This window comes from Nonomuraea sp. NPDC049709, assembly GCF_040674815.1.
GTDB lineage: Bacteria > Actinomycetota > Actinomycetes > Streptosporangiales > Streptosporangiaceae > Nonomuraea.
This window is the reverse complement of sequence record NZ_JBFANM010000015.1, coordinates 81526-103788: the sequence shown is the minus strand read 5'-3', so window position 1 is coordinate 103788 and position 22263 is coordinate 81526. Positions and strand designations below refer to the sequence as shown.

General features: G+C 70.5%; 16 protein-coding genes. 4 read left to right on the top strand and 12 right to left on the bottom strand.

Annotated elements, in window-relative coordinates; translation table 11 throughout:
• Positions 1 to 9 precede the first annotated feature (9 nt).
• The 4 genes from ilvN to AB0J69_RS17135 all read right to left on the bottom strand — a co-directional run bounded on the left by ilvN (position 10) and on the right by AB0J69_RS17135 (position 6234).
• On the bottom strand, positions 10 to 534 hold the full coding sequence (gene ilvN, locus AB0J69_RS17150) for an acetolactate synthase small subunit (RefSeq protein WP_364117873.1): 525 nt from the start codon (positions 532 to 534) through the stop codon (positions 10 to 12).
• Complete coding sequence (locus tag AB0J69_RS17145) at positions 527 to 2266, bottom strand: acetolactate synthase large subunit (protein WP_364117871.1); 1740 nt, start codon at positions 2264 to 2266, stop codon at positions 527 to 529. Before AB0J69_RS17145 ends, ilvN begins: the two co-directional genes overlap by 8 nt.
• 204 nt (positions 2267 to 2470) lie before the next feature.
• Entirely contained in the window at positions 2471 to 5089 is a 2619-nt protein-coding gene (locus tag AB0J69_RS17140; protein ID WP_364117870.1) for an EAL domain-containing protein, read from the bottom strand.
• 236 nt (positions 5090 to 5325) lie between these two features.
• On the bottom strand, positions 5326 to 6234 hold the full coding sequence (locus AB0J69_RS17135; protein ID WP_364117868.1) for a 2-hydroxyacid dehydrogenase: 909 nt from the start codon (positions 6232 to 6234) through the stop codon (positions 5326 to 5328).
• 38 nt (positions 6235 to 6272) lie between these two features.
• Here AB0J69_RS17135 and AB0J69_RS17130 point away from each other — a divergent pair, with 38 nt between their 5' ends.
• A complete protein-coding gene (locus AB0J69_RS17130) occupies positions 6273 to 7331 on the top strand; it encodes a PQQ-dependent sugar dehydrogenase (protein WP_364117866.1) in 1059 nt (352 codons plus the stop codon).
• Positions 7332 to 7693: 362 nt separating this feature from the next.
• On the opposite strand, the gene AB0J69_RS17125 is transcribed toward AB0J69_RS17130, so the two are convergent.
• From AB0J69_RS17125 to AB0J69_RS17115, 3 genes are all read right to left on the bottom strand, one after another.
• Positions 7694 to 9700, bottom strand: a complete 2007-nt coding sequence (locus AB0J69_RS17125; protein WP_364117864.1) for a VanW family protein — start codon at positions 9698 to 9700, stop codon at positions 7694 to 7696.
• 92 nt (positions 9701 to 9792) lie between these two features.
• Positions 9793 to 10449, bottom strand: a complete 657-nt coding sequence (locus tag AB0J69_RS17120) for a response regulator (RefSeq protein WP_364117863.1) — start codon at positions 10447 to 10449, stop codon at positions 9793 to 9795.
• The gene (locus AB0J69_RS17115; RefSeq protein ID WP_364117861.1) at positions 10446 to 12020 is read right to left on the bottom strand and encodes a sensor histidine kinase; all 1575 of its coding nucleotides are present in this window, start codon (positions 12018 to 12020) and stop codon (positions 10446 to 10448) included. The genes AB0J69_RS17120 and AB0J69_RS17115 overlap by 4 nt, the downstream gene beginning before the upstream one ends.
• Positions 12021 to 12155: 135 nt before the next feature.
• On the opposite strand from AB0J69_RS17115, the gene AB0J69_RS17110 reads away from it, so the two are divergent.
• The 3 genes from AB0J69_RS17110 to AB0J69_RS17100 are packed head-to-tail and all read left to right on the top strand — an operon-like array spanning position 12156 to position 15119.
• Positions 12156 to 13121: a tripartite tricarboxylate transporter substrate binding protein gene (locus AB0J69_RS17110; protein WP_364117859.1), complete on the top strand. Its 966-nt coding sequence runs from the start codon at positions 12156 to 12158 to the stop codon at positions 13119 to 13121.
• Positions 13121 to 13606, top strand: coding sequence for a tripartite tricarboxylate transporter TctB family protein (locus AB0J69_RS17105; RefSeq protein WP_364117857.1), 486 nt, complete (start codon positions 13121 to 13123; stop codon positions 13604 to 13606). Before AB0J69_RS17110 ends, AB0J69_RS17105 begins: the two co-directional genes overlap by 1 nt.
• 1 nt (position 13607) lies before the next feature.
• Complete coding sequence (locus AB0J69_RS17100) at positions 13608 to 15119, top strand: tripartite tricarboxylate transporter permease (protein WP_364117855.1); 1512 nt, start codon at positions 13608 to 13610, stop codon at positions 15117 to 15119.
• 92 nt (positions 15120 to 15211) lie between these two features.
• Here AB0J69_RS17100 and gatB read toward each other — a convergent pair whose 3' ends face one another.
• The 5 genes from gatB to AB0J69_RS17075 all read right to left on the bottom strand — a co-directional run bounded on the left by gatB (position 15212) and on the right by AB0J69_RS17075 (position 22236).
• Positions 15212 to 16717: an Asp-tRNA(Asn)/Glu-tRNA(Gln) amidotransferase subunit GatB gene (gene gatB, locus AB0J69_RS17095; RefSeq protein WP_364117853.1), complete on the bottom strand. Its 1506-nt coding sequence runs from the start codon at positions 16715 to 16717 to the stop codon at positions 15212 to 15214.
• Positions 16718 to 16772: 55 nt separating this feature from the next.
• Positions 16773 to 18269, bottom strand: coding sequence for an Asp-tRNA(Asn)/Glu-tRNA(Gln) amidotransferase subunit GatA (gene gatA / locus AB0J69_RS17090; protein ID WP_364117851.1), 1497 nt, complete (start codon positions 18267 to 18269; stop codon positions 16773 to 16775).
• Entirely contained in the window at positions 18266 to 18565 is a 300-nt protein-coding gene (gene gatC / locus AB0J69_RS17085) for an Asp-tRNA(Asn)/Glu-tRNA(Gln) amidotransferase subunit GatC (RefSeq protein ID WP_364117850.1), read from the bottom strand. The genes gatA and gatC overlap by 4 nt, the downstream gene beginning before the upstream one ends.
• 97 nt (positions 18566 to 18662) lie before the next feature.
• Entirely contained in the window at positions 18663 to 20102 is a 1440-nt protein-coding gene (locus AB0J69_RS17080; protein ID WP_364117848.1) for an ATP-binding protein, read from the bottom strand.
• A gap of 67 nt (positions 20103 to 20169) precedes the next feature.
• Positions 20170 to 22236, bottom strand: coding sequence for an EAL domain-containing protein (locus tag AB0J69_RS17075; protein WP_364117846.1), 2067 nt, complete (start codon positions 22234 to 22236; stop codon positions 20170 to 20172).
• Between the last annotated feature and the right edge of the window lie 27 nt (positions 22237 to 22263).

Sequence of the window (22263 nt, the reverse complement as noted above, 5' to 3'; positions counted from 1 at the left end):
TCAAACCTTTCAGGCGGTACGGTCCAGTGCCCTGAGGGACCGGTCGGTGATGGAGCGGGCGCCGCGGCCGATGGCCACCATGCCCGATTGGACGAGTTCTTTGATCCCGAACGGCTCGAGGACCTTGACGAACGCCTCGAGCTTGTCGGGAGTGCCGGTGACCTCGATGGTCACCGCGTCGGCCGCCACGTCTACGCAGCGGGCGCGGAAGAGCTGGACGAGCTCCAGCACGTGGGAACGGCTCTCGGCGTCGGCCTTGACCTTGATCAGCATCAGCTCGCGCTGCACCGACTGCGACGGGTCGAGCTCGACGATCTTGAGCACGTTCACCAGCTTGTTGAGCTGCTTGGTGACCTGCTCCAGCGGCAGCTCCTCGACGCTGACCACGATGGTCATGCGGGAGATGTCGTCGTGCTCGGTCGGTCCGACCGCGAGGGAGTCGATGTTGAACCCCCTGCGGCTGAACAGCGCCGACACGCGCGCCAGGACACCGGGCTTGTTCTCGACAAGCACTGACAGCGTGTGCCTACTCATCCTCGTGCTCCCACTTCGGCGCCATGTCACGGGCGATCTTGATGTCGTCGTTGCTGGTGCCTGCCGCGACCATGGGCCAGACCATGGCGTCCTGGTGGACGACGAAGTCGATCACCACAGGCACGTCGTTGATCTCCATGGCCTTTTTGATCACGGCGTCCACGTCCTCGGGACGCTCGCATCGCAGGCCCACACAACCATAGGCCTCGGCCAGCTTGACGAAGTCCGGGATGCGGCGCGCCTTCTGCAGATCCGTGTTGGAGTAGCGCTCCTCGTAGAAGAGCGTCTGCCACTGACGGACCATCCCGAGGTTACCGTTGTTGATGACGGCGATCTTGACCGGCACGCCCTCCAGGGCGCAGGTGGCCAGCTCCTGGTTGGTCATCTGGAAGCAGCCGTCACCGTCGATGGCCCACACGGTGGCGTCGGGCCGGCCCATCTTCGCGCCCATCGCGGCCGGGACGGCGAAGCCCATCGTGCCCAGGCCGCCGGAGTTGATGAACGTGCCGGGGTTCTCGTAACCGATGAACTGCGAGGCCCACATCTGGTGCTGCCCGACCCCGGCCACGTAGTAGGCGTCGGGACCGGCGATCGCGCTCAGCCGCTCCATGACGTACTGAGGGGCCAGCGAGCCGTCCTCGAACGTCTCGTAGCCCAGCGGGTACGTCTGCTTGTAGCCGTTGAGCACCGTCCACCAGTCGGCGTAGTCGCCCTTCTGCCCGGACGCCTGGATGGCGGCGATGAGGTCGCTGATGACCTCCTTGCAGTCACCCACGATCGGCACGTCGGCGTGGCGGTTCTTGGAGATCTCCGCCGGGTCGATGTCGGCGTGCACGACCTTCGCGTACGGCGCGAACGACGGCAGGTGGCCGGTCACCCGGTCGTCGAACCGCACGCCCAGGCCGATGATCAGGTCGGACTTCTGCAGCGCGCCCACGGCCGAGACGCTGCCGTGCATGCCCGGCATGCCCATGTGCTGCGGGTGGCTGTCGGGGAACGTGCCGCGCGCCATCAGGGTGGTGATGACCGGGATGTTCGTCAGCTCGGCCAGCTGCAGCAGCTCGGCCGAGGCGCCGGCCTTGTGGACGCCGCCGCCGACGTACAGGATCGGCCGCTTGGCCTCGGCGATCAGCTTGGCGGCCTCGCGGATCTGCTTCGAGTGGGGCCGGGTGACGGGGCGGTAGCCAGGGAGCTGCATGGTGGGCGGCCAGCTGAAGGTGGTCTCGGACTGCAGCGCGTCCTTGGAGATGTCCACCAGGACCGGCCCGGGACGGCCGGTGGAGGCGATGTGGAAGGCCTCCATGATCGTCCGGGCGATGTCGGCGGGGTCGGTGACCAGGAAGTTGTGCTTCGTGATCGGCATGGTGATGCCGGAGATGTCGGCTTCCTGGAAGGCGTCCGTGCCGATCATCGGAGCGGCCACCTGGCCCGTGATCGCCACGATCGGCACCGAGTCCATGAAGGCGTCGGCAATCGGCGTCACCAGGTTCGTGGCACCGGGGCCGCTGGTCGCCATGCACACCCCGACCTTGCCCGTGGCCTGCGCGTAGCCTTCGGCCGCGTGCCCCGCGCCCTGCTCGTGCCGTACAAGCACGTGCCGGACCTTGGTCGAGTCGTAGAGAGGATCGTAGGCCGGCAAAATGGCACCGCCCGGGATCCCGAACACGGTGTCGACTCCAACGTGCTCCAGCGCCCTCACCAGGGCCTGTGCACCTGTCATCCGTTCGGTCATCGGCTCGTTCCTTGCGTGGCTACTCGCTTAAGGACATAAAAAAGGCCCCTTCCCACCAGGTGGCGGGTCTGGGGCGGCGCGCAGGTCGTCGTGCTTCGCTATCGGCCTGCGCGCCGGCGAAGTACTACGAGAATCTCACTGCGAAGCATGGCTTACACCATAGCCGCTCGGAACGCCCCAGTGTCAACTTGCTGGACACAAGTCTCAAACAGTGAGACTCGTCCGCCGCAAGGAGTCGACCCCGCGCGCCGCCATCGGCCGTGCCACCAGGAAGCCCTGCCCCCTCGTGCAGCCCATCTGCTTCAGCAGTTCGAGCTGCTCGGGACGCTCGATGCCCTCGGCCACCACGATAAGCCCGAGGTCGTGCCCGAGCCGGACGATCGTGCGGGTGAGCAGTGTCAGCGTGTCGTCCCTGCCGAGGCCGGAGACGAAGGACGGGTCGATCTTGATCATGTCCACGGGGAGCTGCCTGAGGAAGGCCAGCGACGCGTAGCCGGTGCCGAAGTCGTCGATCGCCAGGCGTACCCCGAGGGCGCGCAGCTCGGACAGCCGCTTCATCGTCTCCTCGGCGTCCTCGACCAGCATCTCCTCGATCACCTCAAGGGTGAGCGCGGAGGCGGGCAGCCCGCTCTCGCTCAGCGCCTCCTCGACGGTCTCGACGAACCTGGGCGCCATGATCTGGCGCGCCGACAGGTTCACCGACAGCCCGATGTCCCAGGACGAGGCCCGCCAGGCGGCCACCTCGCGGCACGACTCGCGCAGGATCCACTCGCTCAGCGGCACGATCAGCCCGGTGTCCTCGGCCGGGCCGAGAAACTGCTCGGGCGGCACGAACACCGACCCGCGCCACCACCGCACCAGCGCCTCGACCGCGGTCACCCGCGACGTGGCCAGGTCCACGACCGGCTGGTACTCGATCGCGAACTGCTGCTCGATCAGCGCGCGCTGCAGGTCGGCGGCCAGCTCCAGGCGGCGCACCACGTCGGCGTGCATCTGCGCGGCGAACACCTCGACCCGCCGCCCGCCGAGCTCCTTGGAGCGCGCCATCGCCACATCGGCGTTGCGCATGAGGTCGCCGGCCGGCATGTCGTCCTCGGTGAAGGCCACGCCCACGCTCGCGGTCAGCGCCACGTCGCGGTCGGCGACGCGGAACGGCTCCTGCGAGACCGCGCGGACCAGCCGCTCGGCCAGGTCCACCGCGACCTGCGCCTCGCCGCCGGTCTCCACGAGCACCGCGAACTCGTCGCCGCCCCACCGGGCGAGCGTGTCGTCGGCGCGTACGGCCCCGCGCAGCCGGCGGGCCGCCTGCCCGAGCAGGTAGTCGCCGCTGGCGTGCCCCACCGAGTCGTTGACCGAGGTGAACCCGTCGAGGTCGAGGAAGATCACCGCCACGTTCCCCGACGTGCGCCCCGAGAGCACCTCGCGGGTGCGCTCCTCGAAGTAGGCGCGGTTGGGCAGCCCGGTGATGCCGTCGTGGAAGGTCAGGTGGGCGACCTGGTTGCGCAGCGCCTCCTGGTCGCTGACGTCCCTGGTCGTCACGAGCATCAGCTCGGCGCCGCCGACGTGGCGGGTGGCGACGGACTCGGTGGGCCGCCAGGTGCCGTCGGCCGCGCGTACGCGGCAGGCGATCAGGCAGGCGCCGGGGGCGGCGTTCTCCTCGTCCTGGTGCATGGCGCGCATGGCTTCCTGGATGCCTGGCACGTCCTCCGGATGGATGTAATCGAAGATCGACCCGTCGACCAGGTCGTCGGGGCGGTAGCCGTAGGTGACCTCCACCCCGGCGCCGATCTCCCGGACCACGCCCTCGTAGTCGCAGGTGAACACCACGTCGCCGGTGCTCTCCGCCAGCTCCCTGAGCTGCCGGGCGCCCAGCTTGACCAGGCCGCGCATGCGTACGTTGGCGACCGAGGCCACGAACAGCCGGACCAGCAGGAGCAGCACCACGGAGGCGGCGACCACCACGACCCCGGACACCGGCGGCCCGGCGTTGCCGCCCGCCTGGTGGGCCAGCAGCGTGATCGTGGCCACGCCGACCAGCGCCAGCGGCGCGAGCCCGACCACGTGACCGGCGGCCGGCCTGCCGCTCTCCCCGAACCGCGGGCCCCACGGGACGGCGGCCACCAGCAGGAAGGCGACGGGAGCGAGCATGACGCTCCAGAGCTGCGGGTCGCCGTCGAGGAGCCGCGCCACCGCCGTGCCCACCCCGGCCAGGGTCATGGTGGCCAGCACGCCCACCCCCGCCAGGCCGAGCAGCCACGAGGGCGACCGGCTCATGATCACCGACGGGATGACGGCGCACGTCACGAGCAGCGCGATCATCGGCGGCAGCATGACGAGCGTGAACGTGGGCGGGTCGGCGGACTCGGCGTAGACATGCCGCAGTGCCACGACCCAGCCGATCATGAAGAGCGAGGCGGCGCACAGGTAGGCGTCGGTGAGATGCCGCAAAGCGACCCTGGCCGGGAACCTGCGGTCGGCGGCGATCAGCGCCCCGCCCGCCGTGACCACCGTGCCGAGCAGGACGAACATGTCGGCGAAGCTGACCACGAAGCCCTCGGCGAACGACCTCAGCGCCACTCCCGCGGCCCAGATGACGGCGCCGCCGCCCATCCAGCGCGCGCCCATCGCCGTCGGGCGATGCGTGGCGACCTGCTTCACCGAGGCGACCAGCAGAGAGGCAGCGGCGATCACCGCCGCGAGCCCTCCGGCGACCGCACCGGTGATCGTGGCCGGGGCCTGCGCCAGAAGGACGGCGGCGAACGCCACCGCACCTGCCGCCGCCGCGGCGGCCGGCGGCACCCGTGGATCACGCCAGCGGATCACAGTCGTTGCCCATCCCGTCTCGAACTCTGCACCAGCGACCGCCGAAGCCCGGTCGATCACTTCGCCAGTGTGTGCTGTCGCGGGTGCGCGGGTGGTGACAACGCCGATGTCGTCACCGATCTGATAACCAGACAGACCAATTGCCGCCAAGAGCTCCTTGACAGTGAGTCAGGAACTCCCTGCAAACGCAACCGTACGCACCGGAGGTCACGGACCAGCCACGTTCCGGGATCCTCTCAATACGAGTCGGTTATGACGTTGATCAGCGGCTCACCTGCGAGGTAACGCTCCAACTGAGCCCGGATGAGGCGCAGCAGGCGCCGCACGGACGCGGGGGTGCTGCCCGCGATGTGCGGAGTGATCAGCACGCCCGGCGCGCTCCAGAGGGGGTGCCCCTCGGGCAGCGGCTCGGGCGCGGTCACGTCGAGCGCGGCGCGTAGCCTACCCGTTTTGAGCTCCGCGATCAGTGCGTCCGTGTCGACGATCCCGCCCCTGGCGGCGTTGACCAGCACGGCGCCGTCCTTCATCCGCGCGAGGAAACCGGCGTCGACCATCCCGGCGGTGTCGGCCGTGGCGGGCACGAGCAGCACGACGACGTCCGCCCCGGGCAGCAGCGCGGGCAGCTCGGCCATGGCGTGCACGCCGTCGCGGGCGCTCCTGGCCACGCGTACGACGTCCACCTCGAACCCCTCCAGCCGCCTTTCGAGCGCGGCGCCGATGGAGCCGTAGCCGACGATGAGGACGGTCGAGTCGGCCAGCACGTCGGTGTGGTGGTAGGTCCACTCGCCCCTGCGCTGCGCGTCCACGAACCCCGGGAACTCCCTGAGCACCGCCACCATCGCCCCGACCGCCCACTCGGCGGTCCCCGCGTCGTGCACGCCGCGCGCGTTGCACAACAGCGCACCCTCGGGCATGTGCGGACGGTACGGATCCACCCCGGCCGTCACGGTCTGCACCAGCCGCAACGAGCTCATCCTGGCCAGCGTCCCCGGCACGTCGGGCACGGTGACCAGCGGCGGGACCCATACCTCTACCTCGTCCATCCCTTCCGGCATCGAGGACGTGCCGTCATAGACAGCACATTCGACGCCGGGAAGGTCGGACAGTACATCAGCCACCGAATCGAACGGAACCCAGGTCTTCATGCCGAGAACCTTACGACTCCAGGGGAAGTATGGAACACATGAAGAAGCTCCTGACGATCATGCTTCTGACCACCCTCACGGCCTGTTCCGGCGCCGGCTCCAGCGGCGGTGAGGTGCTCCCCACGGCCGCCGTGCCCGCCGGCGCCGCCCCCGGCGATCCGAAGGACGTGGCGACCGGGCTGTCCGTGCCGTGGGCGATCGCGTTCCTGCCCGGGGGCGACGCGCTGGTGACCGAGCGGGACTCGGCCCGGCTGCTGCGGGTGAGCCCGGCCGGCAAGGTGACGGAGCTGGCGACGATCGAGGGGGCGCGGCCGGACGGCGAGGGCGGCCTGATGGGCGTGGCGGCCAAGGACGGGCAAATCTTCCTTTACTACACCGCCGAACAGGACAACCGGATCGTCCGCTACCGCCTGTCCGGCGACAGCCTTTCCGACGAGCGACTCCTCGTGCGGGGCATCCCGAAGGGCGGCATCCACAACGGCGGCCGGCTCGAGTTCGGCCCCGACGGCTACCTGTACGCCACCACCGGCGAGACCGGCGACCGCGACCTGGCCCAGCAGCGCGACTCGCTCGGGGGCAAGATCCTGCGCATGACCGTGGACGGCGCCCCAGCGCCCGGCAACCCGTTCGGCACCCTCGTCTACAGCTACGGCCACCGCAACGTGCAGGGCCTGGCCTGGGACGGCTCCGGCCGCCTGTACGCCTCGGAGTTCGGCGCCAACACCTACGACGAGGTCAACCTGATCAAGCCCGGGGCCAACTACGGCTGGCCGGAGGTCGAGGGGCGCGGCGACGACCAGCGCTTCGTCAACCCGATCCTCACCTGGTCCACCGGCGAGGCGTCGCCGTCGGGGATGGCGTACGCGAGCGGCTCGCTGTGGGTGGGCGCGCTACGCGGGGCCCGGCTGTGGCAGATCCCCCTCGGGGAGGACGGCTCGGCCGGCACCCCCGCGGCCCACTTCACCGACCGCTACGGCCGCCTGCGCGCGGTCACGGCGTCCCCTGACGGCACACTGTGGGTCGGCACCAGCAACAAGGACGGCCGCGGCTCCCCCCGCCCCGGCGACGACCGCATCCTCTCGGTTCCCCCGTCCTGACCCGTTCTCCGAAGCCCCTACGGCACGACCAAGGACCTCAGCCCGCTACGCCGCCGTTGCCGGCTGAGGTCCCTCAGGAATCCGGGTCTTCACCAGCGGGCGAAAACCCTTCGCGTCAACGGCACCCGCCCGAAGCCAGGAGGCGGGCTCGCCCACCGCCGCCCGAGGGACCCCGGCGTCGCACCGCCGAAGGGCCCTCCGCCCGACAGCGCCGCACCCCGCGCCGAAACCCCGAAGGACCTCAGCCCGCTGAGGTCCTTCGGATGGAGTCATGGGTTGACGCGGCGAAGCCAGGCGCCGGAGACGCAGCCCCTAGCCGGGAAGGCCGGGGCGGCCACAACCCGCCCCGAACCCCGGGGGCCTCAGCGGGTTACGGCGGTGCAGGTCATCTGGGCCTGGGGGCGGTACTTGGTGGTCAGCTTCTTGTCCTTCTTGACCACCTTGCCGTCCTTGTGGAAGACCCGGGTCACATCGATCGTGAACCCCTGCTCCCCCACAGTAGGCAGGCAGTCAGCCGCAGAGCTGCTCTCCCGCCGGAACGGCGTGAAGTTCCGGCGCTCCGACTCCACAACCGTGATCTCGTCGTACCGCTTCGTGCTCCACAACGCCACCGTCACCGACGTCTCGGTGAAGGCCGTCTTGATCAGCACACCGCTCTCGGAGTCGTTACGCCACTTCAGATCCAGGTCCGGATACAGCAGCGCCGCATCCCGCCCGGCCGGGTAACGCGGCGCGTAATAGTCCATCGGCTGGTGCGCCACGTCCTCGAACCCGCCGAAGAACGCCGCGTTGTACATGGTGGTCGCGAACTGCGAGGCCCCGCCGCCGATGATGTTCACCATCCGCCCGCCGACGATCTGCCCCGCCTCGACGTACCCGTCCTCGGCCGTCCGCTCGCCCACGACGTCGTTGAGCGAGAACGTCTCCCCCGCCTTCACCACGTGGCCGTCGAGCTCCTGCGCCATCCGCTGGATGTTCTTCACCCGGGGCTGGCAGCAGTCGAAGTTCGTGGTGAACGTGCTCACGAGCTCCTTGATGCCGAGCCCCTGGATCTGCGAGGTCTCCACGAGGGGCGCGACCGTGCCCAGCCGGACCGGGATCGTACGGCTCCCGCCCTGGTCGAACACCTTCTCCGCGTCCCTGGCCAGCAGCTTGTCGTTGACCCCCCGACCCGCGCGGGCGGGCACGAGGACCGGCTTGCCGTCCACGATCTCGTACGTGGCGTCGCGCGGCTGCTGCGCGGCGTCCACCAGGCTGCTCTCCACGACCTCCAGCACCGCCTTGGCGTTGAACTGGGGCACGAGGCCGCCGTCGCCGTCGGCGATGTACGTCAGGTTCGCGGCGATCATGGCCGGGGAGATCTGCGCCTGCTTGGCGCCGAGGGTCAGCGTCAGGGGGGCGGAGACCGCGGCCCTCGCCTTGGTCAGCGCGGCCTCGACGGCCTCGGGGGTGGTGGCGGGCTTGGCGGGCCTGAGCGTGAGGACGACCGTGCCGCCCCCGCTGAGGAACGCGGCGCTGATCCTGCGTACGGCGTCGTCTCTGTCGAGCAGCACGCCGTCCTCGGGCTGCCGGGCCCTGGGCTGCAGCCCGATGAAGGTCACCCGGCCCTCGTGCGCGCGCTTGTCGGCGGCCTCGGCCATGCCCTCGACGGTCCTGGTGAGCTGGGAGGAGTCGACGGTGGTCTTCGGCTGGAGCTCAGTTGTGCCGGTCAGGCCGCGCCACACCTCCTCCGGGCTGGGGAAGCCGCTGGGCGCCTGCCCGATCGTGCCGACCACGTCGAGTTCGAGCCCGGCCTCGTCGGCCTGGATGGTCTCCTTCTTGCCGCCGATGTCCACCACCACGGGCTTGCTGAGCTTGGTGGCCAGCTCGCCGCGCAGCTTGTCGGCCGCCTGCGTCACGGTCAGCCCGCCGATGTCCACACCGGAGACGCGCGTGCCGCGTAAGACCGATCCCGACATGAGCACGGCCGGGATCACGTACGCCAGGGCCGCCAGCAGCAGCACGAACACGATCAGGCCGGGCAGCAAGCGCCGGCGCCGGGGCGACTCGGGCTCGTACGAGGCGGGCCGCTCCGGCGAGCCGCCACCGCCGAACACGGGGGCGGGCGGGATCGGCGGCTCCTTGCCGGCCATCGGCCAGGGCTGTGCGGGCGACGCCACCGGCGGCAGCCCGCCCTTGCCCGACGAACCGCCCTGGTTGCTCGGGCCCTGGCTCCCCCGGGACTCCTGCCGGTCCGGCGGGCCGAAGATGTCCCGGGAGACACCTGGAGGCAGCCCTTCGATCCGCGGCTTCTTGGAGACGCCCGACGTGGGTAACGGCACCGAGGCGAACGGGTCGGTCGGTGACTCGATCGGTCCGGCGTTTCGCACGCCTCAATCTCCTCCCGGTCCGCAGCCAAGTCTCAGGCAACAGTAAGGCACGGGGATCCGCATATGTCACGAGAAATGACTACGGAAGTGTGTCAACCTAGCCACCGGTAGCGATGTTCCGGTCGGCCGGCCGTGCCGTAACGCGGCCGGAGTTCGGCCTGCCCGGCCGCGCACAGGTATTCGAGATAGCGGCGGGCGCTCACCCGCGACAGGCCCGTGAGCTGGGCGGCCTCGGTGGCTGACAGGTCGCGGCCCGCCTCCCGCAGGGTATCGGCGACCAGCGCGCACGTGGCCGAGGACAACCCTTTCGGCATGGGGGCGGCGGTCATGAAGGTGCCGAAGAGCCGGTCCACGTCGTCCTGGCGGGCCTCGGGGCCGATGGCGGTCAGGCGCTTGCGGGTGTCGGCGTACTGCTGGAGGCGTTCCGTCAGCGCGGCGGCGGTGAACGGCTTGATGAGGTAGTTGACCGCGCCGCCGCGCATGGCCTCCCTGACGGTGGGCACGTCGCGGGCGGCACTGATCATGATGACGTCCACGTCGTGGAGCGCCTTGAGCACCTCCAGGCCGGACATGTCGGGCAGGTAGATGTCGAGCAGCACGAGGTCGGGCCGGAGCTCCGCGACCGCGGCCAGCGCGTCGGCCGCGCTGTGCGCGACGGAGACGACGCTGAACCCGGGCACGCGGCTCACGTAGCCGCTGTGGATGCGGGCGACCATGAAGTCGTCGTCGACCACCAGCACCTGGATCACGGGTGCCCCCTGACCGGGAGCAGGGCGGTGAAGACGGCGCCGCCCGAGTTCCGTACGCGTACCCAGCCGCCCCTGCGCAGGCACGCCTGCCTGGTCAGCGCCAGGCCCAGCCCGCGCGGCCCCGAGTGCGCGGCCTTGGTGGTGAACCCCTCCCTGAAGACCTCCTCCACCAGGTCGGGCGCGATGCCCGGGCCGGAGTCGCCGACCCGTACGTGCAGCCCGCCGTCGTCGGCCCGCACCGACACCTCGATCGTGCCCGCGGCCCCGTCGAGGGCGTCGATGGCGTTGGCGACCAGGTTGCCGACCACCAGGACCGCGTCCCTCGGGTCGCCGAGCAGGCCCGAGGGCACCGAGGAGTCCTCCGACAGCACGAGCGTGGCCCCGCGCTCGGCCGCCTCGGCGGACTTGGCCAGGAGCAGCGCGGCGAGGGTGGGGTCCTGGATGCGTTCGGGCAGGTCGGTGGCGTACGCGCCGCCGGTGGTGCGGGTGATGAAGGAGATGGCCGCGTCGTGCTCACCCAGCTCCAGCAGGCCGACGACGGTGTGCATGCGGTTGGCGAACTCGTGGGCCTGCGCCCGCAACGCCTCGGTGGCGCTGCTGCTGTCGTCGAGCTCGCGGGCCAGCCGGACCAGCTCCGTACGGTCGCGCAGGGTGACCACCCAGCCGCGGTGGCGCCCGCGTACCCAGACCTGGGTGCGGTTGAGCACCAGCACGCGATCGCCGTGCAGCACCACGCGGTCCTCGCCCGGGTCGGCGCCGCTGAGCACGTCGCGCATGCGCTCGGAGACCGGCATCTGGGTGAGGTCCTCGCCCACCTCGCCGAGCAGCTCGCGGGCGGCGTCGTTGACCAGGGTCACCCGGCCGGCCAGGTCGAGCGCGAGCACGCCCTCCTTGACGCCGTGCAGCACGCCCTCGCGCTGCTCCAGCAGCGCGGCGATCTCGCGCGGCTCCAGGCCGAACGTCTGCTTCCGCACCCGTGCGGTGATCAGCGCGGCCAGCGCGAGCCCCGCGAGGAGCACCGCCAGCGCGGTCCAGACGAGCGGCGGCAGGGCCCGGGAGACCTGGCTGATGACCGTGGTCTCCAGCACGCCGACGGAGACGAGGCCGATGACGGTGCCATATTCGTCGCGGATGGGCGTCTTGCCGCGGACCGTGGTGCCGATCGTGCCGGTCTCCGTGCCGACCCAGCTCCGGCCCGTACGCAGGACCGTGGTGCCGTCGGTGGACAGCTGCTTGCCGATCAGCGAGGCGTTGGGGTGGGCGTAGCGCTTCTGGTGGATGTTGGCGATCACGACGTAGTCGGCGCCGGTCTCCTGCTGGACGCTCATGGCCAGCGGCTGCAGCACCGTCTCGGGGTGCTCCAGCTCGAACGCCTCGCGGACCTGCGGCAGCCCGGCCACCGACTGGGCGATCGCCAGGGCCCGCTGCTGGTGCAGCGAGTCGAGCTGGTCGCGCGTGTGCTCGGCCCACACGCCTCCGGTGCCCCCCACGGCGAGCAGCACGATCACCATCTGGAGCACGAACAGCTGGGTCCCGAGGGAGGCGTCACGAACCCGTCTCACCCTGCACATGGAAACAAACGGAGGTCACGTCCAGGTCGCGACCAATACGACCACTACGACGGCAACCGCGCAAAGCCTCGACGCCGCGGGGAAGGAACTTCACCATGCCAGTTCCATAGACGTGAAATCCCCCTTGGAGTGATCATGCGCTTGCGCGTATTCGCCGCCCTCGCGGCACTCTCCCTCGGCGCGCTGACGGGTTGTGGCGAGTCGGGCACCTCCGCCAACGCCTCGTTGCGCATCATGGCCCCGGCCGCGCCCGGCGGCGGCTGGGACCAGACCTCCCGTACGGCCGAGCAGGCGTTCAAGGCGGCCGACCCGAAGCGCAAGGTCGAGGTGTTCAACGTACCCGGCGCCGGCGGCACGATCGGCCTGGCCCAGCTCGCCGGCGAGAAGGGCAACGGCAACCTGCTGATGACCATGGGCCTGGTCATGGTGGGCGCCATCGAGCAGAACAAGTCGAAGGTCACGCTGGCCGAGACCACGCCCATCGCCAAGCTGACCGAGGAGTACGAGATCGTCGTGGTCCCGGCCGCCTCCCCGTACAAGTCGCTGGCCGACCTGGTCGCGGCCTGGAAGGCCGACCCGGCGAAGGTGTCCATCTCGGGCGGCTCGGCGGGCGGCACCGACCACATCGTGGCCGGCCTGATGGCCAAGGCCGCGGGCGTGGACCCCAAGCAGGTCAACTACATCGCCCACTCCGGCGGCGGCGAGGCGCTGAACGAGCTGCTCGGCAACAAGGTCAGCGCCGGCATCTCGGGCGTGGGCGAGTTCGCGGAGCACGTGAAGTCCGGCAAGCTGCGCGCCCTGGGCGTGAGCTCCGGCGAGCGGCTGCCCGACCTGGACGCGCCCACGCTGAAGGAGGCCGGACTGGCCGTCGAGCTGGCCAACTGGCGCGGCTTCGTCGCCCCCGGCGGGATCTCCGACGCCGACAAGAAGGCCCTGACCGACCTGGTCACCAAGATGCACGACTCGCAGCCGTGGAAGGACGCGGTGGCCAAGAACGGCTGGATCGACTCCTTCCAGACCGGGCAGCAGTTCGCCGACTACCTCAACTCCGAGCAGACCCGGGTCAAGGGGATCATCGCCGAGATGGGGCTCGTCTCCTGATGACTCGGTGGTGGCGGCCCGAGCTCGGGCTGGCGGTCGTCGTGCTGGTGCTGGGCGTGCTCGTCGTGGTCGGGACGCTCGACGTCTCCGCGGCGGCCTCCCGGCTCGGCATCGGGCCGCGGTTCTTCCCCATGCTGGTGGGCGGCGCCATGGTGCTCATCGGCCTGTTCTACGTCGCCGACGTCGTACGCGGCGGGCACGGCGACCCCGAGGAGAGCGAGGACGTGGACGCCGCCGCGCCCACGGACTGGCGCAGCGTCGGCCTGGTCAGCGGCATCTTCCTGGCGTTCGCGGCCCTGCTGAACGTGCTCGGCTGGATCATCGGCGCGAGCCTGCTGTTCTTCGGCCTGTCCGTGGCCCTGGGCGCCGAGCACAAGCTGCGCGCGGCGGGGATCGCGGTGGTCATGGGGGTGGCGACGTACCTGCTGTTCGTCAAGGGCCTCGGCGTGACGCTGCCGGGCGGGCCGCTGGAGGGGGTGATCTGAGGTGACGTCGTTCCAGCTCCTGCTCGACGGGTTCGCCGCCGCGCTCACCCCGGTCAACCTCCTGTACGCGCTCATCGGCGTCACGCTCGGCACCCTCGTCGGCGTGCTGCCCGGCATCGGTCCCGCGATGACCGTGGCGCTGCTGCTGCCGATCACGTTCACGGTGCCGTCGACCAGCGCGTTCATCATGTTCGCCGGGATCTACTACGGCGGCATGTACGGCGGCTCCACCACCTCCATCCTGCTCAACACGCCCGGCGAGTCGGCGTCGATGATCACGGCGCTGGAGGGCAACAAGATGGCCAGGCGTGGCCGGGCCGCCCAGGCGCTGGCCACGGCGGCCATCGGCTCGTTCGTGGCCGGCACCATCGCCACGGCGCTGCTGGTCGTGGCGGCGCCGGCGGTGGTCAGCTTCGCGATCTCGTTCGGCCCGGAGGACTACTTCGCCCTGGCCGTCCTGGCGTTCACGGCCGTGTCCTCGGTGCTGTCCCGCTCGATCGTGCGCGGCCTGGCCTCGCTCGGCCTCGGCCTGGCGATCGGGCTGGTCGGCATCGACCAGCAGACCGGCCAGGCCCGCCTGACGCTCGGGATCCCGCAGTTGCTCGACGGCATCGACGTGGTGATCGTGGCGGTCGGCCTGTTCGCCCTCGGCGAGGCCCTGTACGTGGCCTCCCGGCTGCGCCACGTACCGCCCGAGGTGATCCCGGTGGGGCGGGCGTGGATGGGCCGGGCCGACTGGGGGCGCTCCTGGCTCCCGTGGCTGCGCGGGACCGCGCTCGGCTTCCCGTTCGGCGCGCTGCCGGGCGGCGGGGCGGAGATCCCCACGTTCCTGTCGTACGCGGCCGAGAAGCGCCTGGCGCGCGGCGTGGCCCGCGAGGAGTACGGCAAGGGCGCCATCGAGGGCGTCGCCGGCCCGGAGGCCGCCAACAACGCCTCGGCGGCCGGCACCCTGGTCCCGCTGCTCACGCTGGGCCTGCCCACGTCCGCCACGGCCGCGATCCTGCTGGCCGCCTTCCAGCAGTACGGCCTGCAGCCCGGCCCCCAGCTCTTCGACCACAACCCGGCGCTGGTCTGGGGCATGATCGCCTCGCTGTTCATCGGCAACGCGATGCTGCTGGTGCTGAACCTGCCCCTGGCCCCGCTCTGGGCCCGGATCCTGCACATCCCCCGCCCGTACCTCTACGCCGGGATCGTCCTGTTCGCCGCCCTCGGCGTCTACGCGCTGAACGGCACCGTGGTGGACCTCTTCGTCCTGTACGTGCTGGGCCTGCTCGGCTACGCCATGCGGCGCTTCGGCCTGCCCGTCGCCCCCGCGGTGATCGGCATGATCCTGGGCCCGATGGCCGAGATCCAGCTCCGCCGGGCGCTGGCCATCGGCGCGGGCGACGTCAGCGTGCTCGTCCGCAGCCCGATCGCGGCCGTGCTGCTGGTGCTGGCGGCCCTGGCACTGCTCACGCCCCTGTTCAGGAAGCTCCTGGCCCGCCGGGGACTCGCACCGTCACGTGAGGAGTAACCGCGGCTCCGGCCGGGAACCCCGATAAGCGGTTCTTGGCTGACCGGCCCCGCCGATTTGTCCGAATCGACGGGGCCCACCGGACGGCCTGCCTACTCGGAGACGCCCAGCTTCTCCAGGATGAGCTGCCGGGCGCGGCCCGCGTCGGCCTTGCCCTTGCTGGCCCGCATGACCCCGCCCACCAGCGCACCGGCGGCGGCGATCTTCCCGGACCGCACCTTCTCGGCCGCGTCGGCGTTGTCGGCCAGCACCTGGTCGATGATCGCCGACAGCTCGCCCTCGTCGTTGACGATCTGCAGCCCGCGCCGCTCGACCACCTCGTCGGGGGTGCCCTCACCGGCCAGCACGCCTTCGAGCACCTCGCGCGCCAGCTTGTCGTTGAGCGCGCCCGAGGCCACCAGCTCGGTCACCCTGGCGATCTGCTCGGGGGTGATGGGCAGGTCGGCCAGCGGCGTGCCGGTCTCGTTGGCCCGCCGGGCCAGCTCGCCCATCCACCACTTGCGCGCGTCGGCCGCCGGGGCGCCGGCCGCGACCGTGGCCTCGACCAGGTCGATCGCGTCGGCGTTGTGCATGGCCTGCATGTCGAGGTCGGACAGCCCCCACTCGGCCTGCAGCCGCTTGCGCTTGACCGACGGCAGCTCGGGCAGGGCCGCCTTCAGCTCGGCCACCCACGCCGTGTCGGGCGCGATCGGCACCAGGTCGGGCTCGGGGAAGTAGCGGTAGTCCTGCGCCTCTTCCTTGGACCGGCCGGACGTGGTGGTGCCGGTGTCCTCGTGGAAGTGGCGGGTCTCCTGGACGATCTTCCCGCCCGCGGCGAGGAGCCCCGCCTGCCGCTCGATCTCGCTCCGCACGGCGCGCTCGACGCTGCGCAGGGAGTTGACGTTCTTCGTCTCCGTACGGGTGCCCCACTCGGACGAGCCGCGCGGCATCAGCGAGACGTTGACGTCACACCGCAGCGAGCCCTCCTCCATCCGCACGTCGGAGACGCCGAGCGAGCGCATGATCTCCCGCAGCTCGGTGACGTAGGCCTTGGCCACCTCCGGCGCGAGCCGGTCGGTGCCCGGGATGGGCTTGGTCACGATCTCGACCAGCGGGATGCCGGCCCGGTTGTAGTCGACGATCGAGTAGTCGGCACCGTGGATGCGCCCGGTCGCGCCGCCCACGTGCGTGGACTTGCCGGTGTCCTCCTCCAGGTGCACCCGCTCGATCTCGATCCGCACGGTCTCGCCGCCGACCTCGACGTCGACGTAGCCGTCGAAGCAGAGCGGCTCGTCGTACTGCGAGATCTGGTAGTTCTTCGGCATGTCCGGATAGAAGTAGTTCTTCCGGGCGAAGCGGCACCACTCGGCGATCGAGCAGTTCAGCGCCAGGCCGATGCGGATCGTCGACTCGATGGCCGCGGCGTTGGCCACCGGCAGCGCCCCGGGGAACGCCAGGCAGGTCGGGCAGACCTGAGTGTTGGGCGGGGCGCCGAAGGTCGTCTTGCAGCCGCAGAACATCTTCGACTTGGTGCCCAGCTCGACATGCGTCTCCAGGCCGAGCACCGGCTCGAACCGGTCGAGCGCTTCGTCGTACGGCATGAGCGTACCGGCAGTCATGGTGAGGTCCTCAGTTCAGATCGTTGCGTTTGCGTGAGCACGCCGCAGTCCCCTCCTACCCCTGCAGCTCCGGCGCCTTGGCCAGCAGCCCGCCGCCCCAGCGGCTCTCCAGGGCCTGCTCCACGGCCGCGCCGACGCGGTAGCAGCGGTCGTCGGCCAGGACCGGGGCCATGATCTGCAGGCCCACCGGCAGGCCGTCCTCGTCGGCCAGGCCGCACGGAACGGACATGGCCGCGTTGCCCGCCAGGTTGGACGGGATCGTGCACAGGTCGGCGAGGTACATCGCGATCGGGTCGTCCGTGCGCTCGCCGAGCGAGAACGCCGTGGTCGGTGTGGTCGGCGACACCAGCACGTCCACCTGCTGGTAGGCGGCCTCGAACTCGCGGGAGATGACCGTGCGGACCTTCTGTGCCTGGCCGTAGTAGGCGTCGTAGTAGCCGCTCGACAGCGCGTACGTGCCCAGCATGATGCGCCGCTTGACCTCGGGACCGAACCCGGCGGCCCGGGTCAGCGCCATGACCTCCTCGGCGCTGCGGGTGCCGTCGTCGCCCACGCGCAGGCCGTAGCGCATGGCGTCGAAGCGCGCCAGGTTGGAGGAGCACTCCGAGGGGGCGATCAGGTAGTAGGCGGGCAGCGCGGTCAGGAACGACGGGCAGGAGACCTCGACGACCTTGGCCCCGAGCGACTCCAGGAGTTGGACGGCCTCGTGGTAGCGGGCCAGCACGCCGGCCTGGTAGCCCTCGCCGGCGAACTCCTTGACGACGCCGATCCGCATGCCGGCGATGTCGGCGTTCTTGGCCGCCTCGACCACCGAGGGCACGGGCGCGTCGACCGAGGTGGAGTCCATCGGGTCGTAGCCGGAGAACGCCTCGTGCAGCAGCGCCGCGTCGAGCACGTTGCGCGCGAACGGGCCCGGCGTGTCGAGCGAGCTCGCGAACGCGATCAGCCCGTAGCGGGACGAACCACCATAGGTCGGCTTCATCCCCACGATCCCGGTCACCGAGGCGGGCTGCCGGATGGAGCCGCCCGTGTCGGTGCCCGTGGACAGCGGCGCCTCGTAGGCGGCCACGGCGGCGCTCGAACCGCCCGACGAGCCTCCGGGCACCTTCGTCAGGTCCCAGGGGTTGTGGGTCGTGTGGTAGGCGGAGTTTTCCGTGGAGGAGCCCATGGCGAACTCGTCGAGGTTCGTCTTGCCCAGGATGACCAGCCCGGCCTCGCGCAGGCGCGCGGTGACGGTCGCGTCGTAAGGGGGCCGCCAGCCCTCGAGGATCTTGGAGGCGGCGGTCGTGGGCATGTCGCGCGTGGCGAAGATGTCCTTGTGCGCGATCGGCACCCCGGCCAGCGGGCCGAGCCGATCACCGGCCCTGAGCCTGGCGTCCACGGCGCGTGCCTGCTCCAGCGTCGTCTCGCGATCGACGTGCAGGAAGGCCTTGACCTTGGGCTCGACCTCGGCCATGCGGTCGAGATGCGCCTCGGCCACCTCGACGGCCGACACCTCGCCATCGGCGATCATCGAACCCAGCTCGGCAGCGGTCTTGCGGATCAAACTCATGCCTCCTCCCCGAGGATGCGCGGCACCCGGAATCGGTCGTCCTCGACGGCGGGGGCGCCGGAGAGCGCCTGGTCAGGCGTCAGGGACTGTCGCACCTCGTCGGCACGGAAGACATTGGTCAGCGGAAGCGCGTGCGACGAAGGCGGCACGTCCTCGGCGGCGACCTCGGCCACCTTCGCGACCGCCTCGATGATGGCATCGAGTTGGGTGGCGTAGTGATCGAGCTCGTCGCCGGTCAGCGCCAGCCTGGACAACCGGGCCAGGTGTGCGACCTCGTCGCGGGTTATGGCGGACATGAGTCGTTGAACCCGTTTCGTGGATGGAGTCTTTGGACACTGCCATCCTAGGGGCCTTGACCGAGCAGCCCCGAACCATTAAGCCCCTGGGGCCACCTCACCCGTAGAGCTCGTCCAGCCCCACCGCCCGCACGTCCCGCTCCCCGGACAGTGAGGCGTCGAACCCCACGCCGCTGTAGCAGGTCAGCACGGTGTCGCGCACGTCGTACCCCTTGGCGTCGAGCAGGTCCCTGGCCCTCCTGAGCCGCGCCACATGCCCGGAACCCATGGCCTTGCCCCACTTCACCTCTCCCAGGGAGAGAACCCGCCGTTGCTCGCCGGGCATGGCAGGCGCGAAGACGACGACGTCTACCTGAATCTGCTCCCGCCGTACGGGATCCGTGACGGTCCCGGATCCCACTTCACCGGGAAGCCCGCCGAAGAAGTCGGGCTCCATCATCACGAACTGCCGGCACATCTCCTCGAAGTGCGGGCCAAGCACTTGATCGCTGAATCTGGCGCGGGAGTCCTCCCAGACGTTGGCCGCCCGGCCGACCTCCAGCAGCGACCAGCGTGGCCGCATCACCACGTGGTAGAAGTTGATCAACGGCTCGCAGACGTGGTAGACCGAGCCCGACGGCCGGAACACGTCCGGCTCCCGCCGGAGCAGGCAGCTGTCTTCGAGCACGTTGAGATGATGGCCGATGTCGGCCGCCTTACGCCCGACGTAGGCAGCGATCGCGCCTCGCGTGCCGTTGCCGGTCGCCACCGCCGCGAGGACCGAGTGGTACAGCGCGGAATCGCGCACGTCGGCCTCCTCCTCGAGGAGATAGCGCGCCTCCCTGAAGAGGGAACTGCTCGGCTCGAGCACGGTTCGCCGAACCCAGTCGTCGAAGTCCTCCGGCCCCTTGGGCGTGTCACCGTGCACGAACCGGCGGTAGGCGGGCGACCCTCCGACCACCGCATGAGTCCGCACGGCCAGTTTCCGGTCCGTCACGCGCCAATAGTCCGCGGCTGTGCGGTAATCGAAGGGGCGGATGACGAGTTCCAACGACGCCCGGCCACGCAGTGGCGCGTTCCCCGCGAGCAAGCGCCCCATCACGGACATCGCCGACCCGCAGAGAATCAGGGACACCGGGGCATCCCTGGAAACCGCCCGATCGATCTCCCTTTGCACGATGGAAGGCAGAGCGGGCGCCGCCTTGCTCAAGTACGGAAACTCGTCGATCACCATGAGCTGGCGCCGCTCGGCGCTGATCGCGAAGAGACGCCGGATCGCTTCATCCCAGTCGGCGAACCGGTATGAATGAGGTTCCCCTGCGTACGCGGCGAGCGTCGCCGAGAACATGCTCAGCGATTCCGCCACAGTCGCTTCCGTCGCTCCGAAGTAGAAGCCCCCCAACTCCTCGGCGAGGCTCTCCACCAGAAGGGTCTTCCCCTGGCGACGTCGCCCGCTGACGACACCCATCTGCGGAGTGCGCCCGACGCGGTCGGCGAACCTGGCCAAGGCCCGCCACTCGGAGTCCCTGCCGAAGATGTGATCAGGCTTCGCGATCAAGTCGCCCCCAAGATATCGAAGTGTACTTCGACGAAGTGTACTTCGACGAAGTACGTTTCGATGCTTCTCAGGCCGAGCTGCTGACCTCGGGCTGGTAGCCGTACTCGACCGCCGTCCCCGCCCGGTCGCGCAGCCACACCGCCGCCTCGGCGGCCGGCATCGGCCGGCCGAACAGCCAGCCCTGGCCCACCTCGCAGCCCATCTCCACCAGCCGCATCGCCACGTCGTCCGACTCCACGCCCTCCGCGACCGATCTCAGCCCGAGCGAGCGGACCAGGTCCACGATCGAGCGGACGATCCGGTAGTCGTCCTCGGACTCGGCGATCCGGCGGACGAACGAGGCGTCGATCTTGACCTCGGACACCGCCAGCCGCTGGAGCCGGATCAGCGAGGAGTAGCCGGTGCCGAAGTCGTCGAGCGCCAGGGGGACACCGAGCGTGGCCAGGGCCTTGATGGTCTCCTGGGTGTAGGCCTGGTCGCCGGTCAGGATGCGCTCGGTGACCTCCAGCTGGATGGCCGCGGGCGGCAGGCCGTACCGGGCCAGTCCCACCTCCAGTTGCTCCGGCAGGGCGGAGGCGAGCAGGTCGCGGGCGGAGATGTTGACCGAGATCTGCACCCGCAGCCCGGTGTGCCACCAGGCGGCCGCCTGCTCCAGGGCCTCCTCGACCACGTACGCCGTGAGCTGCCGCATCAGGTACGACTGCTCGGCCAGCGGCACGAACTCCGACGGCGGGATCGGCCCGTGCACCGGATGCCGCCAGCGCAGCAGGGCCTCGACCCCCTGCACGTCGCCGGTGCCCAGGGCGACCTTCGGCTGGTAGTGCAGGCGCAGCTCGCGGTTGTCGATGGCGCGACGCAGGTCGCCGAGCAGGGTGAGGCGTTCGGGGGAGTTGCGATCCTTGTCCGGCTGGTAGAGCTCGACGCCCGTACGGCCCTCCTTGGCCAGGTACATGGCCACGTCGGCGCGCTGCAGCAGGAGCTCGAAGTCGGGGGCGTGGTCCGGATAGAGCGCTATCCCGACGGAGGCGTCGAGGTCGAAGGTCATGCCCTCCAGCCGTACCGGCTCGGTCAGCGCCGCCCGCAGCCGGGCCGCCACCTCCCTGGCCGCGTGGGCGTCCCTGATGGACGGCAGGAGCACCGCGAACTCGTCACCGCCGAGCCGGGCCACGACGTCGCCGGGCCGTACGGAGTGGGTGAGCCGGTGCGCCACCATCTGCAGCAGCCGGTCGCCCACCGGATGGCCCATCGTGTCGTTGACCTCCTTGAACCGGTCGAGGTCGAGCAGGAACAGGCCGACCCGCTCGTCCTGGCGCACCTCGGCCAGCGCCTCCTCGGTGCTGACGATGAGCATCTTGCGGTTGGGCAGGCCGGTCAGCTCGTCGTGCAGGGCCTGGTGGTCGCGGCGCATGGAGAGCGTGGCGGTGAAGTAGACGGCGGCCAGGGGGGCGACGAAGAGGGGCACGAGCCCGGGAGAGTGGTTCATGACCACGACGACCAGGGGGGCCAGGCCCAGCAGCCCGGTGTAGACGAGCCCCTGCGGGCCCACGGTGGCCTTCAGCACGCGCATGATCGAGCGCCGCTCGTGCAGCGCGACCGCGCCGGAGACGAGGGTGGCCCTGGTGGCGAAATAGGCGACCCCGGCCAGCGCGATCGCCAGCAGGTCGGCCCCGCTCGGCACCCAGGGGGCGGCCGGGCTCGGAACGATCCCGAACGTCCCCAGCACCACGGCCGCCGCGGTCAGCGCCAGGGTGGACTGTGCGATGTTGAACATGACCCGGTGCCACGCCTTGCGCGTCACCACGCCGTTCATGGCCACGGCGACGGCCTGCATCAGCACCGCCACCGGCAGCCCGAAGTGCAGCAGCACGGCGAAGGTGAACATGGTGGACGGATATGTGCCGCCCACGGTCGTCGCGGACGACACCATCACGGGCCGCAGCTCACCCAGGACCACCAGCACCCCGAGCACCCAGAACAACGGCATGCGGGCGAGCTCGACGAGACCGGCCGGGTCCAGCCTGAGCATGGCCACCACCAGGGCGGTGAAGCCGATCACGGTGATGCCCGCGAGGAACGCCCACAGTGGCGTGCCGACGCGTGGTCCAGTGTCGCGGGTGTCGGTTGGGTCAGTCATCGGTAACAGAACCCCCATTAGGTCACT